Genomic DNA, 19,423 nt, shown 5'->3' with positions numbered 1-19,423 from the left:
AATGATGAAAAGAAAATATAAAATACCAGTTCTGTTAAGCATGGCCCTGTTGCTTGGCACAGGCTGCGAAAAACGATTAGAGGAGCATCCATATACCAGCTTTACCACAGATTATTTTAAATCTGCTGAAGGTATACGAAGCGCCATTGTTTCTGTGTATTCAGGCTTACGTTATGACTTTGGCCCTGTAGGAGCCCTCGGTCTGGCCAATATGGGTACCGATGAATGGACTTACGGCGACCAGGTAGCTACCGGACAGGAGCCGCAATTTTTAGAATTAGGAACCTACAAAATTGCTGCAACCAACGGAGCCATTTTGACCCCCTGGAATCGCAATTATTCCAATATTAACCTGTGTAACGCTATTTTACAATTTACACCCGATATAAGCAACTTAAACGAATCTGAGAAAAACGCTATTATAGCCGAGGCCCGCTTTTTAAGGGCACAGAATTATTTGCTGTTGGTAGAGCAGTTTGGCGCTGTCCCGGTAGATCTGGGCTCAGGTGATCTTGTTTTTACAAACCAGCCTTATACCGGCTTTAACCGGCTGCCGGTAGATGCGATCCTGGTGAAAGACTTCCAGGCCATGATAGACGATCTGACCTTTGCCAGTCAGAATCTTCCTGTAACAAGGCCGTCTAACGCCTTCCGTGTTTCGCAGGCAGCAGCGCTGCATCTGTTATCAAAAGTATACCTTTTCCGGGCTTATTCCTCGGCAAAACAAGCTGATGATTTTAAAAATGCCTACAATACGGCCATGGAGTTGATCAACAATAAAGGGAAGTACGGCGTAGAATTATTAGCCGATTACGGCATGATCCATAAGCAAGGTAACGATTATAACCGCGAGATCCTGTTTTCCATTGAGCGCCTTCCGCTAAATAATGCGAGTAACGAGGTGGCCGATCCATCGAATACATTTGATGGTAAGGTTAACATTGCAGCAAACATGTTCCAGCCCAATTATCAGGGCGCCGCGGTGGTATCAGGCGTATCGCTTATTGACGACAGGCCTCTGCAATATGGCCGTCCGTTAAGGCGTTTTGCGCCAACCGCCTACATCTGGCAGCAGGCCTTTGCCGATAAGATAAACGATAGCCGGTATGATAATACCTTCCGTACCCTGTGGCGGGTAGCAACCCTGAGAACAGGTGCAGATCTGGAAGCCTTTAAAACCAAGCTGGCAGGCGTAGGATTTGCCATTGGCGATACCGCCATTTACCTTGCACCATCCGATGCACGGGCATCCGCATTAAAATCGGCCGGTAAAAAATATAAAGTATTGGGGCCAAGCGAGTATTATAGCAATCAAAACACCGCAAATAACCTGTACCCGGCATTGAAAAAATACGACGATACCGTACGGGCAAACTACCAGGATGTATCGGGACGTCCGTTTGTAGTAAGCAAATTCTCTGAAGCATATCTGCTGGCAGCAGAAGCCGCTTTACAGGATGGACACCCGGCAGATGCCGTGCCTTTGATCAATACGCTCAGGGAACGTGCCGCTTTCCGGCCCGGATTATCAGATACTGAGCTTGCAGCCAGAAAAACGGCAATGCGCATCAGTGTCGGCGATATTAACCTGAACTTTATTTTAGATGAGCGCACACGGGAACTATGCGGCGAAAGCGTCAGGTGGCCCGATCTGGCTATGCGGAAAGTACTGGTACAACGGGTAAAGCAATATAACCCCGATGGTGCACCCAATATTCAGGATTACCATTTATTAAGACCCATACCAGACTCACAAATAAAAAGCGTAACTGATCCGGACAGGGCGAAATATCAAAATCCGCATTACTAAAATATATCGTTAACTCTTAAAGTATAAAGACATGACAATCAAAATAAAACAAATTATTCCGGTAATACTATTAGGGGTAATTTGGGGAGTGCATTCCTGCAAGCCCGATAAGGACATATACAACGGGGCTAACAGCACCGGTAATTTTACCGATACCGTAGGGCCGCTTAAAACCTACGCCGGTTTCCCGATAGGAATAGGCATAGATAACCAGCCGTTTTTAAACGATGCCACCTACAGGAACATTGTAAGTCGCGAAGCCAGTGTAGTAACCTTTGGTTACCTGATGAAACACGGAGCTATTGTGAAAGACGATGGTACGCTTGATTTTACCGCGGCCGATCAGCTCTACAATGCAGCCACACAGGCCGGATTAGAGGTTTATGGCCATACCCTGGTATGGCATCAGAATCAGAATGCCACTTATTTGAATACGTTAACATCAGGAAGCAATGATAATGCCGTTAACGTATTGGCTAACGGTGATTTTGAAGCCGGCAGCGGCAATACATTCACCAACTGGAGCGTTTATAACACCAATGGCGCAACGTTTACTGCCGGTTCAGGTTCCAGCGAAGTTCACGGTGGTAACCGCTCGTTAAAAATTACAAATCCCAATGACAATGCAGGAGGCCAGTGGAAAGTACAGATCGCCAGCGACCTGTTTAATACCGTGCAGGATCATAATTATAAGGTAACCTTCTGGATCAAAGCGGCAACGGCCGGTGGCTCTGCCCGCTTATCAACAGGCCCTACAGCACAATACCAGGGCGACCATACCATTGGCACAGCGTGGACACAGATCACCTGGACGTTTACCGCCAAAGAAGCCCAGACCCGCATATTGTTTGACATGGGTTTAAAGGCTAATACTTATTTTATCGATGATGTGAAAATTATCGACGTAGATGCTCCGCCGCCAGTTACCTCACTGCTGCTTAACGGCAATTTTGAAGCCGGAAGCGGAAATACATTCACCAACTGGAGCGTTTATAACACCAATGGCGCTACATTTACTGCCGGTTCAGGTTCCAGTGAAGTTCACGGTGGTAACCGCTCGTTAAAAATCACAAATCCTAATGATAATGCAGGCGGGCAGTGGAAAGTGCAGATTGCCAGCGATTTATTTACTACAACTCCCAATAAGGATTATAAGGTAACCTTCTGGATCAAAGCGGCAACGGCCGGCGGCTCTGCCCGCTTATCAACAGGCCCAACGGCACAATACCAGGGCGACCAGACCATTGGCACAGCGTGGACACAGATCACCTGGACGTTTACTGCCAAAGACGCACAAACCCGGATATTATTTGACATGGGTTTAAAGGCCAACACCTATTTTATTGACGATGTAGTTGTAGTTGATGCCAGCTCTTCCGGCTCGGGAGGCGGTAACCAGAATGAGATTGCCAAAGTTGATGATGCCATGAAAACATTTATAACCGGTATGTTAACACATTATAAAGGCAAAGTAAAAGCCTGGGATGTGGTAAATGAACCCATGGCTGACGGAAACAGCGGACTGCGGGTTAAAGACAACTCTTCAATTCCCCAGGGTGCTAAAGACTTTTTCTTCTGGTCTGATTACCTGGGCCGCGATTACGCATTAAAAGCATTTCAATATGCCAAAGCTGCCGATCCGGATGCCTTATTGTTTATTAATGATTACGGTCTCGAGTCAAACCAGGCCAAGCTTGATTCATTAATTAAATACGTAACCTATCTTAAAGGTAAAGGAGCTAAAATTGATGGTATTGGCACACAAATGCACATAAGCTGGAATACATCACGTGCCGGTATTGATGCTGCATTTCAAAAGCTGGCGGCTACAGGCTTAAAGATCAAGATATCAGAGCTTGATGTCAAGGTTAACCCTGATCCTGTAAAGCCCAATTTTGCGCCATCGCCAACTAACTGGGCATACCAGGCCGCCATGTACAATTATGTAGTAAAATCATATATTAAGTACATACCTGCTGCTCAGCGCTACGGAATTACAATATGGGGAGTTTCTGATAAAGATAGCTGGCTGGCAACAAATGGCCGGTTCGAGTTCCCGTTACTGTTTGATAAAGATTATAACAAAAAACCGGCTTACTCCGGTGTATTACAGGCTTTAAAAGGACAATAAGTTTCACTTCGGGCTATTCAAAGTGTGCCAGATAAATGTCGGCCATACTTTGGATAGCCTTTTATAGTTTAACTTATTGGCCCGATTAGTTGAGGGCGTCTAAAAAGTTTAGCTTTAGCTCGACGGATTTATAATCCCGTCGGTTATAAATACGGATTTATAATCCGGTACAGTCTTAAATATATTTTGCAGCTTAACTATTTTTAAACATGTTCTTAAGCCGAGCTTGTAATCCTGTCAAAATGAACATAAGGAACTTCCTTACGCTGTCTGTAAGTATACTGTTATTTCAAACCGCTTTGGGCGATATCCGGCTTCCCCGGTTGATCAGCAATGGCATGGTATTGCAGCGGGATATCAGGGTACAACTGTGGGGATGGGCCGCGGCCGGAGAAAAAGTATCGGTTACATTTCAGCATAAAACATACTCAACCGTTGCCAGAGCAGATAGTACCTGGAAGCTCAATCTTCAGCCGTTAAAGGCCGGCGGACCATATACTATGTTGATCAGCGGTAATAACACCATCCGGTTAGCCAATATACTGGTGGGAGATGTCTGGGTATGTGGCGGGCAATCGAACATGGAATTGCCAATGGAACGGGTAAAAGAAAAATATGCCGGCGTAATTGCGCATGCACAAAACAGCTTTATCCGGCAATTTAATGTGCCCGAAAGTTATGATTTTAATTTACCGCATACAGACGTCCGCTCAGGACGCTGGGAAGAAGCAAATCCGGAAACCATTATGAATTTTACCGCCGTAGGCTACTTTTTTGCCAGAGCACTTTATGAGAAACACCATGTTCCTATAGGCCTGATAAAGGCATGTATTGGCGGTACACCTGCAGAAGCCTGGCTAAGTAAAGATGCGCTCAAAGCGTTTCCCGCACAGCTAAGGCAGGCAGAAAAGTTTAGCAACCGGGCGTTTGTCGATAGCTTGCAAAATGCCGACCAACATGCGGTAAAAGCCTGGTACAGCCAGGTCAATGACCAGGATAGAGGCTTGCATGAAGAAACACCCTGGTATGATCCGGCTTATCCCGCTACCAACTGGCGCAATATACAGGTACCGGGCTATTGGTTTGACCAGGGCATAAAAGCGCTGAATGGTGCATTCTGGTATCGCAAAGAGTTCGATATCCCGGCCTGGCTATCCGGCAAACCTGCCAGGCTGCTGCTGGGAAGAATTATCGATGCCGATTTTACCTATCTTAACGGTACTAAGATTGGAGAGATAAGCTATCAATACCCGCCCCGCAGATATGAGATCCCCGCAGGGATACTTAAAACGGGTAAAAATGTGCTGGTGGTAAGAGTGATCAGCAATGCAGGTAAAGGTGGGTTTGTCCCTGATAAGCCTTACCGGATCACCAGTGGCAACGACACCATGGATCTGAAAGGTATATGGCTATTCAATACAGGAACTGTTAGTGGCCCGACACCCGCCACAACAACCATAAAATATCAGCCGGGTGGACTATACAACGGGATGATCGCCCCGCTTTTAAATTACCGGATCAAAGGCGTGATATGGTACCAGGGTGAGTCGAACACGGCACAGCCAAAAGAATATTACCGGTTATTTCCGGCCGTTATTGCCAACTGGCGGCAGAAATGGCAGCAGGGAGATTTCCCGTTCTTATACGTTCAGTTAGCCAATTTCATGGAAGTTAAAAACCAGCCCGGCGAAAGCAACTGGGCCATGGTACGCGATGCACAGTTGAAAACATTATCCGTCCCCTGCACCGGAATGGCGGTTACCATTGATATTGGTGAGTGGAATGACGTGCATCCGCTTAATAAGGCCGACGTGGGAAAGCGGCTTGCACTGGCAGCAGAGAAAATAGCCTATGGAGCTGATAACCTTGTTTTTTCCGGCCCTCTTTATAAAGCCATGAGGGTTGAGGGAAATAAGGTCATTCTCTCCTTTTCAAATACAGGCAGCGGGCTTATGGCAAAGGGAAATGCATCCCTGAACTACTTTGCCATTGCCGGAGCCGATAAAAAATTTGTATGGGCAAAGGCCGAGATACATAATAACCAGGTAGTTGTATGGAGCGATCTGGTTGCCAAACCCGTGGCTGTGCGTTATGCCTGGGCTGATAATCCCGAAGGAGCTAATTTATACAATCGTGAAGGATTACCGGCATCGCCTTTTAAAACTGATTAATATCTTTTAAGTATGATCATAACACGTTTTTTTTCCTGTAAAGTCTGGCAGCTGCTAATTGCCTGTATCGGGTTAACCGGTGTGTGCTATGCCCAGCCGCTTTCTAAGGCAGCAAGAGACAGCCTGAAAAAATTAACAGAAGAAGATTACCGGCAAATGCTTCATACGCTGCATATCAGTTCGCTTCGTCCCGGTCCCTCCGGAAATCCACAGGCTTCCAATGCCGCCAATACCAACGAAGCCAAAGCAACGCCATACCGTGACCTGCCTGATGCCTTGGTACTCGACAACGGTAAGCAGGTAACGACGCCTGCTATATGGTGGAAAAAACGCCGGCCCCAGATAAAAGAATATTTTGACCGGGAAATTTATGGCCGGGTACCTGCATATATGCCGCCGGTAAACTGGCAGGTTATAGCTGTAACAGACACGGTACAAGAGGGCATACCGGTTATCACAAAAAAGCTCATCGGACATGTAGACAACTCAGCTTACCCGGCTATTAATGTTGATATTCAGCTTACGCTAACCACACCGGCAAATGCCAAAACACCGGTTCCTGTAATGATGGAATTCGGGTTTATAATGCCGCCGGGCTTTTCTTTTCCTTCAAGTAATACCCAGCCAACCTGGCAACAGCAGGTATTAGCCGAAGGTTGGGGATATGCCATTATTGTTCCTACCAGTATTCAGGCCGATAATGGTGCCGGGCTTACCCAGGGCATTATCGGGTTGGTAAATAAAGGACAGCGCCGTAAACCTGACGATTGGGGGGCTTTACGTGCCTGGGCCTGGGGAGCAAGCCGGGCGCTGGATTATTTTGAAACGGATACCGCTGTAGATGCTAAGCGTGTGGGGATTGAAGGCGTTTCCCGCTACGGAAAGGCAGCTATTGTTACCATGGCTTATGACCAGCGATTTGCCATTGCCTTTATAGGTTCATCCGGTCAGGGAGGAACAAAACTTTATCGCCGTGTATTCGGCGAACAGGTAGAAAATGTGGCATCCTCATCCGAATACCATTGGATGGCCGGAAATTATATAAAGTATGCAGGCCCCTTAACACCGCAGGATTTCCCGGTAGACGCTCATGAACTGATTGCGCTATGCGCACCGAGGCCGGTATTTATTAGCGCCGGTTCGCCGCAGATAGAAGGCAACTGGGTAGATGCTAAAGGAATGTTTCTGGGTGGCGCCTACGCCGGCAAAGTGTATGAGCTTTTAGGGAAAAAGGGCTTGGGTACCATGGAGTTTCCACTAATTGAAACCTCGTTAACCGGCGGAGAAATTGCATTCAGGCAACATAGCGGCGGTCATACTACCGGGCCTAACTGGCCTTATTTTATTCGGTTTGCGGAAAGGTATTTTGCCGATTAGCAGAAGCCTTTTTGATGGTTCCTTCGATATGACTAAAATACTGTTGCAAGCTGATGGATAAAATAAGGCACAACATCCGGGTGTAAAATAACCGTAATGACAACACCGGTAATAGCACCAAGAAAGTGGGCATCGTGATTAATGTAGCTGGAATGCCTGGACGCATAAGCGCTGTAAACCAGGTATAATATTCCGAATAAAACGGCAGGGATAGGTATCGGCAGCGGGAAGATCATCATGCTGGTTAAAGGCTGATACAGGATGAAACTGAATACCACCGCAGACACAGCGCCCGACGCACCTAAACTATGATAATAATAATTGTCTTTATGCTTCAGGATGGTTGTTACATCGCTTAATGCGAGACTGGCCACATACAAAACGCCAAACTGCCAATGGCCGATAAACGTTTCCAGGCTGAATGCAAAGAAATAATACGAAAGCATGTTCATAAACAAATGCCCCCAATCGGCATGGATCAGCCCACTGGTAATGAGCGTATACAAATGCTTACCCCGGTTCACGCTGTACGGATGCAGCATAAATTTACCATGTACATTATGATTGTAAAATGCATACAGGCTGGTTATAATAGTAAACAGGAAAATAATACTGGCTACGGGGGCTTCGTTAAATAATTGCTGCATAAGCTGCAAATATATAGCAGATGCACAGACAATAAACAGTAAGTAAGCAAATTAATACAAGCCTTCGGGGCCGAAGCAATATTTAATGCCGATGGTGAGGTTATGGAACATATCCGGAGCAGAGTTTTTAAACCCTAATGATTTTGGATCATTATATCCGTCTAATCCTTCGCCAAGGGTCACGTTAAATTGATAATTGATATTGAAAATAAAACGGGTATACCCCCACTGATCCGGGAAATCAAAATTAAAACCGATATTGGCCGGGATCAGGAGATCTTTTGATTTATTTAAGCCAGGAAATGGATAGTTGCTCCCATCAGGCTTAATACGAACAATCTCTTTCATTTTATTCATTACCACCCCGACTCCGGATCCCAGGTAAAATCCCCGAACATAGTATAGAAAATCGCTGGACTGAATGTCAACAACCTGCCCTAATTGTATTTTTCCGCCCAGTATGATCGCTTTATACCCATTCTTAAAATAACGAAGATGAGGATTACCAGGAGCAGGTATTGAGTCGCCGGCTGATATAGTGCCCGTCTGAAATTCAATGCCGGCAGATGCAAACGGTGTAAAGTTATAATCAAGTGTTGCCGATATGGTTGGTTTGTACTTTGGCTTATACTCAACATCGCCGAAATACCGGTTCATACCGCCGCCTATTCCAAAAGCTATACGATAATAGTTATATTGTGCCGAGGCTGCAATCGAGAGGCAACTTAGAAGCAATAAAAGAGCGGTTCTTTTCAAGGTAATATTATCTTAAGTAATTAACCGTTTGCCGATGTAAAATAACTGTTTTTTTTACCAAACAAAAAATATCAGCCCGAATTTTTATATTTCGCTAAAATGCTGATAATAATTCTTTTTTCAAATGATAAATTTTAACGACTATCCGTATTCTGTTGTACCCCGTTTTTTAAAATATGTCGCTATTGATACTCAGTCTGACCCATATTCCCAAACCTGCCCGTCTACAGAAAAGCAAAAGAACCTGGCCCGGCTGCTGGCAAATGAGCTGATTGAGCTCGGTGTACAGGATGCTCATGTTGATGAACATGGTTATGTTTATGCTACCATACTGGCAACCAGTACAAAAAATAATATCCCGGTAATATGTTTCTGCTCGCACATGGATACTTCGCCCGATTGCAGCGGCGAGGGTGTCAAACCCCTTATCCATAAGAATTACCAGGGTGAGGATATGATCTTACCGGATGATACCTCGCAGGTTATCCGCCTGGCAGATCATCCGGATTTAAAAGAACAATTTGGGAACGACATTATTACAGCCAGCGGTACAACGTTGCTGGGCGCCGATAATAAAGCAGGTATTGCCGAAATTATGGATGCCGTAGCTTTCCTGCTCAGCCATCCAGAAGTGGAGCATGGCGTACTGAAAATTCTATTTACACCTGATGAAGAAATTGGCCGCGGCGTGGATAACGTTGATCTGCAAAAGCTGGGAGCCGATTTTGCCTATACCATTGATGGCGAAACCCTTGGCTCGATAGAAAATGAAACCTTTTCGGCCGATGGCGCTAAGCTGATGATCACGGGAGTAAGCGCTCATCCCGGATTTGCCAAAGGCAAGATGGAAAGTGCCATTAAGATCGCTTCGGAAATTGTAGCTGCCCTGCCCTCAAATTTATCGCCCGAAAGCACTTCGGGTAAAGAAGGATTTATTCACCCGGTGGCCATCAGCGGAACAGTTGAACAGGCTGCCATTGAATTTATTATCCGTGATTTTACCGATGAAAAGCTCCGCGAATACGAGCAAACGCTCGATGCTATTACCGCATCCGTTATAAAAGCTTATCCTCATTCAAGCTACCGGCTTGAGGTCAAAGAGCAGTATCGCAATATGAAAAAGGTGCTTGACCAATATCCCCAAATAACAGCAAATGCCATCAAAGCGGTAGAACGCAGCGGGCTAAAGCCCAAATTGCAAAGCATTCGGGGAGGTACAGATGGCTCCCGTTTATCATTTATGGGACTTCCGTGCCCCAATATTTTTGCCGGTGAGCATGCCTTTCACAGCAAGCACGAATGGGTGTCGGTACAGGATATGCAAAAAGCGGTACAAACCATTGTGAACCTGGCTGCAATATGGGCTGAGTGAGATGTAACCGACTTATCGACTTTCTAAATTTAATCGTATAGGAATAGTATATTTTATAGGCGATGGTATGCCACGTCGTTTAGCCGGAATCCAAGCGGGAGATTCCTGCATTATGCGTATAGCTTCGCGGTCTATAGCAGCACCCAGTGATCGCAAAACTTTAACGTTGGTAATACTTCCGTCTTTTTCAACTGTAAAACTAACCACTTCCATACCGGATACACCATCTTTTTTAGCACTGGGCGGATATACAAAGTTTTCTGATATATATTTATAAAACTTTTTTATACCACCATCAAATTGAGGTAGTTGCACTATATCTGCATAACTGATTTTTTTGCCTTTTGATGTAGTAGTAACTCCTTTTACAAACTTACCGTTAGTATATTCCTCTTTGTATGACAATCCGCTTTTTAGACTTTTCCCAGTCCAGGTACCAGTCTTAACGCCATTTAAGAAAGCGCCTTCTTCAACAAAAGTCGAGTCTGTATTCCATCTGCTTAAGCTACCGTTTCCATCTTTTACTAAAGCATTTCCTTGAGTATCGTAATATTCAATAAGTATATAGGCTGGCTCGGCGGGTTCATTAATATTTATACCGCCTGAATAATTCATGCGTGCCTCTAACTTTCCATCGGTATAATAAGTAGTTGCTAATCCCACCGGCCGACCCTTAACATAATTTTTTACACTCTTTTTTTGTCCGTTCTTATAATAAGATATGATCTCACCTTCGTAAACCAATCTCGGGTCAAAAGATGATACGCTACCCGTTGTTTTAAGAGTGTTGTTCGGATAATAATATTCCCGCAAAGTGAAGTTTTTAGCGTTTTCTTCACTCTCAACTATACGTGTATAGTCCGAGCTGTCTCTATTATTCACCTCTCGGCCATCATTGGTGAAATACCAAACTTTTTGCTTTTTTTGTGCGTATGTAAGCGTAATGCCGCTTAACAGGCAGATAAGAAGTAATACTTTTTTCATTGATCAGAATTTAGGTTATGTGATGGCGAAAGTATAAAAAATTCCGTCACGGTTCTAATCTTACAAAACTTATATCATCTCTTACAAATCTTATATAAAAAATCTTTTATTGATATTATTTTGCGTTGCTTAAGTGGATATTATATCACCATGTTCAACTATTTTAAAGGCAGTTTGATCGTACTTCTGGCAATTGCAAGCTCTTTTTGCAGTGCCCAGCAATTCAGCGATCCCACGGCGCCGGTTGGCGATAAACGTGTAACCATGCCCGCCTCCGTTCGCCCTGTTTTAAACCAATGGCTCCGCGATACGTATATCACACTTGGGCCGGATGGCTTGTATTACATGACGGGCACTGTTTCAAAGCCTCCCGGCAAAAAAGGAATTTACCTGTGGAGCTCACCCGATCTCAAAACCTGGAAAGAACTGGGATGTATCTGGTCTATGGACAAAGATGCTACCTGGCAGAAAAACTGGCGTCCTGTTCGGACAAAAAACCCGGAAACCCAGTTAGAAGCTTCGGCTTATAAAGGCATCTGGGCGCCTGAGATCCATTATATCAAAAGCAAAGAGCAATGGCTTATTGTAGCTTGTATCAGTCACGGCGACACTTTTATTCTTAAAAGTACCAGCGGGAAGCCGGAAGGACCATACGCTAACATTGAGGGAAATGAGGACGGCCCCATTTTTGATCATATAGATGGTAGCCTGTTTGAGGACGATAATGGCGATGTGTATTTACTCGGCCACAACCATTTTATCGGTAAGATGAAGGACGATCTGAGCGGTCTTGCCGGGCCGATGAAACGGTTGAAAGAGACTCCTTTTAATCCTGAACCGTATATTGAAGGCATTTATATGACCAAACATAAGGGCAAATACTTGCTGATGCAGACCTACTGGTCGGTTAAAAAGCCTGACGGAACGTACACCTATATCCGCCCGGATGCAAACAGGAATGACAACATCATCAGCTACGATGTTTTGGTTGCCGAAGCCGACAATATATACGGCCCTTATGGTCCAAGATACGCGGCAATCCTGGAAGGCGGGCATAATAATACGTTTACCGGTAAAGATGGCGGACTATGGTCTACCACGTTCTTTAATCCGCGGGGACAGCGGGGTAAGGAATATCCTGTTACCTGTCGTCCTGCTGTTGTAGCGCTGAAGTTTGATGAAAATGGCAAGCTAATACCTGATGTTGAGCGGACGGATAAATTTTATAATAGTAAATAGAGGTACCTTTAACTGTTTGTTAGCCCGGTTTTAGATAGTTAAACTGCATCAATTCTGTATCACATGTACCAGTTGCATGTTTCAAAAAGCCAACAATAGTGTCATATTATTGGCCTATTTGTACGCGTTATTGTCCTAAACTTTTATTTGTTAGCCATTAGCCTTAATTTGGTCGCACCAAACAATCAAAAATAAAATGAGCATACAATCTCTTTTTGACCTTTCGGGGAAAGTAGCCCTGGTAACAGGATGCAACCGGGGCATAGGGCAGGCTATGGCTGTAGCATTGGCCGAAGCCGGAGCAGATATTATCGGTGTATCATCATCCATTGCCACATCGGGCAGCGATACCGAAAAGCAGGTAACTGCTTTGGGCCGATCATTTAAAGCTTACCAGGCCGATCTGAACAGCCGCGATTCCGTGAAAAGCTTCTTGCAGAAAGTGCTGGCAGAAAATCCGAGGATAGACATACTGGTAAATAATGCAGGCACTATTTTACGTGCTCCTGCTGCCGAACATCCGGACGAATACTGGGATAAGGTAATTAACATTAACCTGAACAGCCAGTTTATCATCACCCGCGAGATCGGTAAACGGATGCTGGAGCAAGGCTCAGGCAAAATTATCTTTACTGCTTCGCTGCTTACTTTCCAGGGCGGGATTAATGTACCCGGATATGCAGCCAGCAAGGGCGCTGTAGGCAGTCTGGTAAAAGCATTTTCAAACGAGTGGGCATCAAAAGGCATTAATGTAAATGCCGTTGCGCCCGGTTATATCGCTACCGATAATACCGAAGCCCTACGAAATGATCCTGTACGCAGCAAATCTATCCTGGATCGTATTCCGGCAAACCGCTGGGGTGAGCCCGAAGATTTTAAGGGAGTGACGGTGTTCCTGGCATCCAAAGCATCCGATTATGTAAACGGAACCATTGTAACCGTTGACGGCGGCTGGATGGGACGATAGGATGAGTTGAAGACTAATAATAAGTTGAGATAAAATTGCGCTTAGGCGGATGTTTATCTCGTTAAAACATTAAAATCTGATAACATGAATATGAATCAACGCTATGCACAAAGTCCTAAAGAGGTTGCGGGACTTGGCACTGCCGAATTACGGGAAAATTTCCTGATCGAAGACCTGATGCAACCGGATAAATTCAGCTTTACGTACTCGCATTACGACCGGGCCATTGTTGGCAGTGTAATGCCGGTTAACCAAGCGCTTGAATTACCGGTTTATGATAACCTGCGTGCAGATTATTTCCTGGAGCGTCGTGAACTGGGTATCATTAACATTGGCGGCGATGGCGAAGTAAACATAGACGGCACGGTTTACCAGGTTAATCGCCTGGATGCTGTTTACGTGGGTAAAGGATCTAAAAGTGTGGTATTTAAAAGTGTATCGGCACAAAATCCGGCCAAGTTTTACCTGTATTCCGTTCCGGCGCATAAAGAATATCCGCATCAGCTGATTAAAAAGGAAGCGGCATTACCAACCACTGTAGGTAGTAAAGACACCGCTAATGAGCGTACCATTTACAAGTACATCCACCTGGAAGGCGCTAAAAGCTGTCAGCTGGTAATGGGTCTTACCATTTTAAGCACTGGCAGTGTGTGGAATACCATGCCATCGCATGTGCATGACCGCCGGATGGAAGCTTATTTCTATTTTGATGTTCCCCAAGACCAGGTGGTTTTCCATTTTATGGGTCAGCCGCAGGAAACCCGCCATTTAGTGGTGCAAAATGATCAGGCAATTCTATCACCGCCGTGGTCTATCCACTCGGGCGGAGGTACCTCAAACTATGGTTTTATCTGGGCTATGGCCGGCGAAAACCTGGTATATTCTGATATGGACGCTGTTGCCATTAAAGATTTGCGCTAAGCGGATAATACAACAAGCAAATAAGAGGCTGTCTAAAAAGTCAAAAGACATTGCCTGGCTGGCCGGGAGCTTTTTAGAGCATGTTTAAATTTATGAAATCATGTTTTTATTGCTGCTGGTGTCCCCCACCAGCAGCAACTGAGACCATGGACGGTGTCTTCACCGTCCATTTAATTTTCTGATCGGGCGAAGCTCCAGCTTCGTTCGCGTACACTCAAGCCTCCGGCTTGCTGATTAATTTTAAGAGATGTCAAAACAAAGAATAAATACGGAGGCTTTACCTGGAGCGTTTCAAACGGTCAGCTCCTCAATTTACCACATATATGAAATTTAAACATGTTCTTAGACAGCCTTTTTGATATAAACTGAAATTAGCTGCATGTAAAAAAATAAAATAGTTGCTCGCTATGAGATACTATTGAAAAAATAAGAGTTGATAAAGCTGAAGCTTTAGAAGAACAGGATCTGCCCTACCTTTCCGGGCGCATATCGCTTTTTACATCTACAACCAGGCGCTTATCACGATTGGCAACTTCCCATCCGGTATAAAATACCAGTTGAGCACGTTTTACCAGCAGGTCAAAATGTATCTTGCTGATCTCATCGCCCGGCTTGTGGTAATCTTCGTGAACGCCGTTAAAATAAAAGATTATCGGGATGTTATGCTTGGCAAAATTATAGTGGTCTGAGCGATAGTAGATCTGCTCCGGATCGTTCGGATCGTTATATTTATAATCAATGGTTAGCCTGGTATAGGTTGCATTGGCCTTTTCGCTGATCTGGTGAAGCTCGGTGCTTAATTTGTCAGAACCTATCAGGTAGCAATAATCCGGGTTTTTGTAATGCGCCGGGTCAACACGACCGATCATATCGATATTTAGATCGGTTACAATACGCTCTAACGGAATAATGGGATTGAAATCCGTATAATACTCCGAGCCAAGCAATCCTTTTTCTTCGCCCACGTTACTTAAAAACAAGATGCTGCGGCGAGGCCCGTGTCCTTCCTTTTTGGCCTGTGTAAACGCCCGTGCAATTTCTATAATGGCTGTTGTTCCCGAGCCATCGTCATCAGCCCCGTTATTTACCTTATCCGGCCCGTCAGGGTTTAGCCCGATGTGATCATAATGGGCCGAAAATACTACCACTTCATTTTTCAGGTCGCTGCCCTCCAGGTAACCCAAAACGTCTGCGGCATGCACATCCTTCAATTTTTGTTCAAAGGCAAAAGAAATCCCGGTTTTAATTACCTGGGTTTTCGGCGACAGGGTATTATCGATGGCCGTTTTCAGATCATTATAGGTTTTACCTGATGAAGCCAGAATGCGGTCGGCCAGATCTGTAGTAATATTGATCACCGGGACATTATTGTCTATATCAGATTTCTTTCCTTTTATGGCCAGTTTAGGCGATGTAAAATAGTTGGCGTCTTCGGCGAGATACTGATTTACAACGGGGCTTGCCGCTAAGATGAGCGCAGGTTTCTTGCTTTGCAGAAATTTAATCCGTTTATAGCGAATATATGTCCAGTCAGATAAATCCTTAGTTTTTGTTACAGCCGAAATACCATTCTGAACCGGTTCGCCGGAATTAATGACCAGCACCACTTTACCGGCAATATTGGTGTTTTTTAGGTCATCGTAATTATCGGATGTAATGCCATAGCCTACAAATACTACCTGATTGGCCGAAACAGATGCCGACACCGGGGTTCCGGTGATGTAAAAATCCTTACCAAATGTGAACGGCTTTTTATTTACCAGTGATGTTTTAATGCGAAATGAGCTTTCGGTAAGTGGCACATCTTCAAAATACGAACCATTTACCGGGCCTTTAAGCCCCATTGCCTTAAATTGCTCTGCAATGTATTTTGCTGCTTTTGCCGCTCCCGGTTTGCCGGTCTCACGCCCTTCGAACGCATCTGATGATAACACGCTTAGATGCTTCCGGGCATCAGCTGCATCAATATAAGCTGCGTATTTTTGGGCGACAGCATCCTGTGCATAGCTGCTTATAAACAGGCAAATCCCCGCAAGGGATAACAGACCGCATTTCACAAACCGTACCATAGCGTTGTAGGTTAAAAGTTGTAAGTTATAGGTATGAAGATAGCCGATAGGTTCATGGTCATAGTTCGGAAAACCGTCTCATGTCTCGCATCTCATATCTCACATCTAATTCATCAGCATACAATTTTATTCACACGATTGGCATGACGGCCGCCTTCAAATTCGGTATCTAAAAAGGTGTGCGTAATGGCTTTAGCATCTTCTACTGAAATAAAACGTGCCGGTATGCACAGAATATTAGCATTATTATGCCCGCGGGCCAGTTGGGCAAGCTCTTTTGTCCAGCAAATAGCCGCACGAATGCCCTGATGTTTGTTAGCGGTTATAGCAACGCCATTGGCGCTTCCGCAGATTAATATCCCAAAGGTAAACTCGCCGTTTTCTACTGCACTGGCTACCGGGTGGGCAAAATCAGGGTAATCCACAGACTCTGAACTGTAGGTGCCAAAATCTTTTACGGTAACCGGGTAACCGGCCAGGAAATCCATTAACGCTTTTTTATACTCGAATCCCGCATGGTCGCCGCCTATGGCTATTGATATATTTTCCATTATTGTGTGATTTTAGTTTTTCCTATAAATTTATCCCTTACCCATAATTTCCCTCTGCCGTTTTTTATCCACCCGGGCCGAGATCAGGATACTGATCTCATATAAAATAAATAGTGGGAAGCTTACGGTCATCATGGTCAGAATGTCGGGCGTGGGTGTTACCACGGCCGCAATGATTAGTATAATTACAATAGCGTACCGCCTGGATGAGCGCATAAAAGCCGGAGTCATGATACCGATCTTTGACAGGATATAAATGATTATCGGCAATTCAAAAACTACACCTGTACCCAGCGTAAGCGTAGCCACCGACGACAAATACGAATCGATGGTGATCTGGTTTTGTATAACCTGGCTTACCTTGTAATTAGCCAAAAAGTTAATGGATAATGGCGATATGATGTAATACCCGAACAATACGCCCAGCATAAAGAGCAGGCTGGCGTAAAATACAAAACCACTGGCCGATTTTGCTTCAAGTTCTGTAAGGCCGGGTTTAATGAAGCGCCATAATTCATATAACAGGTAGGGGATGCCCAATACCAGACCGATGATCAGCGAGGAGTTCATTTGCAGGGTAAACTGCCCGGCCATATCGGTATTGATAATATTGAAGGGAATTTCTTTGATGCAAAAATCGGGTCCCAGATTAAATTTATCGCCAATAATGCACATCATCCGGTAAGTCCAGAATGATGGACTTTTGGGCCCCATAATAATGGTATCGAAAATAAAATCGTAATATACAAAGGCCAGTACGGTAAATACCACGATGGCCACACTCGCCCGTATCAGGTGCCAGCGGAGTACTTCCAAATGGTCGAAAAAAGACATTTCTGCCTCTATATTCTTCCCTTTTTGCTTAATGGTCTCTATCAGGTTTTGTGTTCTCTCGCTCATTGTTAAAAGCAAAAATACCATTCTGTTTAATTATAGAATGGTATTATCAGTTATTTTACATGGACATTATGGCTACTCGCTGTACTCAAATGTTTCCATAAATTTCGTGGTGAAATTACCGGCCCTGAAGTTAGGGTCTTTCATCAGCTTTAAATGAAAAGGTATGGTGGTCTTTATGCCTTCTATCACAAATTCGCTTAGCGCCCGCTCCATGGTAGAAATGGCTTCATCGCGGGTTTGAGCTACGCAGATGAGCTTAGCGATCATGGAATCGTAATTGGGCGGGATCTGGTAACCGGAATAAACGTGTGTATCTACACGTACGCCATGACCTCCCGGCGAGTGGAAATTGGTGATGCGCCCGGGTGAAGGCCGGAACCCGTTAAATGGATCTTCGGCATTGATGCGGCATTCAATGGCATGCATTTCGGGAGTATAGTTTTTGCCGGAAATAGGAATGCCCGATGCTACTTTGATCTGCTCTTTGATCAGATCGAAGTTGATCACTTCTTCGGTTACGGGATGCTCAACCTGGATACGGGTGTTCATTTCCATGAAGTAAAAGTTGCGATGCTTGTCTACCAGGAACTCAATGGTTCCGGCGCCTTCGTAATTTACCGCCTGTGCGCCTTTAATAGCAGCTTCGCCCATGCGCTTGCGCAGGTCTTCTGTCATAAATGGCGAAGGTGATTCTTCCACCAGCTTCTGGTGACGGCGCTGTATGGAGCAATCGCGTTCCGAGAGATGACAAACTGTGCCGTACTGGTCTCCGATAACTTGTATCTCGATGTGGCGTGGATCTTCTACAAATTTTTCAAGGTAAATGCCTTCATTGCCAAAGGCGGCTCCGGCTTCCTGGCGGGCAGAATCCCAGGCCGGTTCAAAATCTTCATCTTTCCAGACAATGCGCATCCCGCGACCGCCGCCACCGGCAGTAGCTTTCAGAATAACGGGATAACCGATCTCGTTGGCAATTTTTATTCCCTCATTAACATCGTTAAGCAGGCCGTCAGATCCTGGAATGGTAGGCACGCCGGCCTGTTTCATGGTTTCTTTGGCCGATGCCTTATCGCCCATGCCATTGATCTGCTCTGGTGTAGCCCCGATAAATTTGATGCCGTAATCGCGGCATATTGCAGAGAATTTGGCATTTTCTGACAGGAAACCATAGCCGGGATGAATAGCATCGGCATTGGTTAACTCGGCAGCAGAAATAATATTGGGAATGTTGAGGTAAGAATCTTTGCTTGGCGGCGGGCCGATACAAACAGCTTCATCAGCAAAACGTACGTGCAGGCTGTCGCGGTCGGCAGTAGAGTACACGGCAACGGTTTTTATGCCCATCTCTTTGCAGGTACGGATAATGCGTAACGCTATTTCTCCCCGGTTGGCAATTAATATCTTTTTAAACATGGTGTTAAGTCAAAAGTAAAAATTAAAAAATCAAAAGCCCTGCAAGGGTTCATTGATGCCTTAAAAAACTAAAAATGCCTCAGTAACCTGTACACAGCAGCCTATATTTTTGAAC

At 45.0% G+C, this 19,423-nt stretch carries 15 protein-coding genes; 8 read left to right on the top strand and 7 right to left on the bottom strand.

Going from position 1 to position 19,423, the window contains the following annotated elements; genetic code table 11:
- Position 1 precedes the first annotated feature (1 nt).
- The 4 genes from FW774_RS00550 to FW774_RS00535 all read left to right on the top strand — a co-directional run bounded on the left by FW774_RS00550 (position 2) and on the right by FW774_RS00535 (position 7,489).
- Positions 2-1,810: a RagB/SusD family nutrient uptake outer membrane protein gene (locus FW774_RS00550; RefSeq protein WP_149346219.1), complete on the top strand. Its 1,809-nt coding sequence runs from the start codon at positions 2-4 to the stop codon at positions 1,808-1,810.
- A gap of 31 nt (positions 1,811-1,841) precedes the next feature.
- Positions 1,842-3,941 carry an endo-1,4-beta-xylanase gene (locus tag FW774_RS00545; protein ID WP_149346218.1) on the top strand — a complete coding sequence of 700 codons (2,100 nt, stop codon included), beginning with the start codon at positions 1,842-1,844 and terminating at the stop codon, positions 3,939-3,941.
- 242 nt (positions 3,942-4,183) lie between these two features.
- Positions 4,184-6,112 carry a sialate O-acetylesterase gene (locus FW774_RS00540; protein ID WP_149346217.1) on the top strand — a complete coding sequence of 643 codons (1,929 nt, stop codon included), beginning with the start codon at positions 4,184-4,186 and terminating at the stop codon, positions 6,110-6,112.
- A gap of 12 nt (positions 6,113-6,124) precedes the next feature.
- A complete protein-coding gene (locus FW774_RS00535) occupies positions 6,125-7,489 on the top strand; it encodes an acetylxylan esterase (RefSeq protein ID WP_149346216.1) in 1,365 nt (454 codons plus the stop codon).
- A 32-nt stretch (positions 7,490-7,521) separates the two neighbouring features.
- Here FW774_RS00535 and FW774_RS00530 read toward each other — a convergent pair whose 3' ends face one another.
- Positions 7,522-8,136 (bottom strand): rhomboid family intramembrane serine protease, encoded by a 615-nt coding sequence (locus FW774_RS00530; RefSeq protein WP_149346215.1) that lies wholly within the window; start codon positions 8,134-8,136, stop codon positions 7,522-7,524.
- A 51-nt stretch (positions 8,137-8,187) separates the two neighbouring features.
- On the bottom strand, positions 8,188-8,892 hold the full coding sequence (locus tag FW774_RS00525) for a hypothetical protein (protein WP_149346214.1): 705 nt from the start codon (positions 8,890-8,892) through the stop codon (positions 8,188-8,190).
- 124 nt (positions 8,893-9,016) lie between these two features.
- Here FW774_RS00525 and pepT point away from each other — a divergent pair, with 124 nt between their 5' ends.
- Complete coding sequence (pepT, locus tag FW774_RS00520) at positions 9,017-10,264, top strand: peptidase T (RefSeq protein WP_149346213.1); 1,248 nt, start codon at positions 9,017-9,019, stop codon at positions 10,262-10,264.
- A gap of 12 nt (positions 10,265-10,276) precedes the next feature.
- On the opposite strand, the gene FW774_RS00515 is transcribed toward pepT, so the two are convergent.
- On the bottom strand, positions 10,277-11,248 hold the full coding sequence (locus FW774_RS00515; RefSeq protein WP_149346212.1) for an energy transducer TonB: 972 nt from the start codon (positions 11,246-11,248) through the stop codon (positions 10,277-10,279).
- Positions 11,249-11,368: 120 nt separating this feature from the next.
- Here FW774_RS00515 and FW774_RS00510 point away from each other — a divergent pair, with 120 nt between their 5' ends.
- From FW774_RS00510 to kduI, 3 genes are all read left to right on the top strand, one after another.
- Positions 11,369-12,487, top strand: coding sequence for a family 43 glycosylhydrolase (locus FW774_RS00510; protein ID WP_242457662.1), 1,119 nt, complete (start codon positions 11,369-11,371; stop codon positions 12,485-12,487).
- A gap of 196 nt (positions 12,488-12,683) precedes the next feature.
- Positions 12,684-13,454 (top strand): 2-dehydro-3-deoxy-D-gluconate 5-dehydrogenase KduD, encoded by a 771-nt coding sequence (gene kduD / locus FW774_RS00505; RefSeq protein WP_149346211.1) that lies wholly within the window; start codon positions 12,684-12,686, stop codon positions 13,452-13,454.
- A 90-nt stretch (positions 13,455-13,544) separates the two neighbouring features.
- Positions 13,545-14,375: a 5-dehydro-4-deoxy-D-glucuronate isomerase gene (gene kduI / locus FW774_RS00500; RefSeq protein WP_187774816.1), complete on the top strand. Its 831-nt coding sequence runs from the start codon at positions 13,545-13,547 to the stop codon at positions 14,373-14,375.
- A 470-nt stretch (positions 14,376-14,845) separates the two neighbouring features.
- Here kduI and FW774_RS00495 read toward each other — a convergent pair whose 3' ends face one another.
- From FW774_RS00495 to accC, 4 genes are all read right to left on the bottom strand, one after another.
- Positions 14,846-16,444, bottom strand: a complete 1,599-nt coding sequence (locus FW774_RS00495; protein WP_149346209.1) for a M28 family peptidase — start codon at positions 16,442-16,444, stop codon at positions 14,846-14,848.
- A gap of 113 nt (positions 16,445-16,557) precedes the next feature.
- Complete coding sequence (gene rpiB / locus FW774_RS00490) at positions 16,558-16,995, bottom strand: ribose 5-phosphate isomerase B (protein WP_149346208.1); 438 nt, start codon at positions 16,993-16,995, stop codon at positions 16,558-16,560.
- Positions 16,996-17,025: 30 nt separating this feature from the next.
- Positions 17,026-17,895: a twin-arginine translocase subunit TatC gene (gene tatC, locus FW774_RS00485; RefSeq protein ID WP_149346207.1), complete on the bottom strand. Its 870-nt coding sequence runs from the start codon at positions 17,893-17,895 to the stop codon at positions 17,026-17,028.
- Positions 17,896-17,967: 72 nt separating this feature from the next.
- Positions 17,968-19,308 (bottom strand): acetyl-CoA carboxylase biotin carboxylase subunit, encoded by a 1,341-nt coding sequence (accC, locus tag FW774_RS00480; protein WP_149346206.1) that lies wholly within the window; start codon positions 19,306-19,308, stop codon positions 17,968-17,970.
- Positions 19,309-19,423 lie beyond the last annotated feature (115 nt).

The sequence above is a fragment of the Pedobacter sp. BS3 genome, assembly GCF_008274585.1.
Classification (GTDB): domain Bacteria; phylum Bacteroidota; class Bacteroidia; order Sphingobacteriales; family Sphingobacteriaceae; genus Hufsiella_A.
This window is presented reverse-complemented; position numbering and strand designations above follow the sequence as displayed.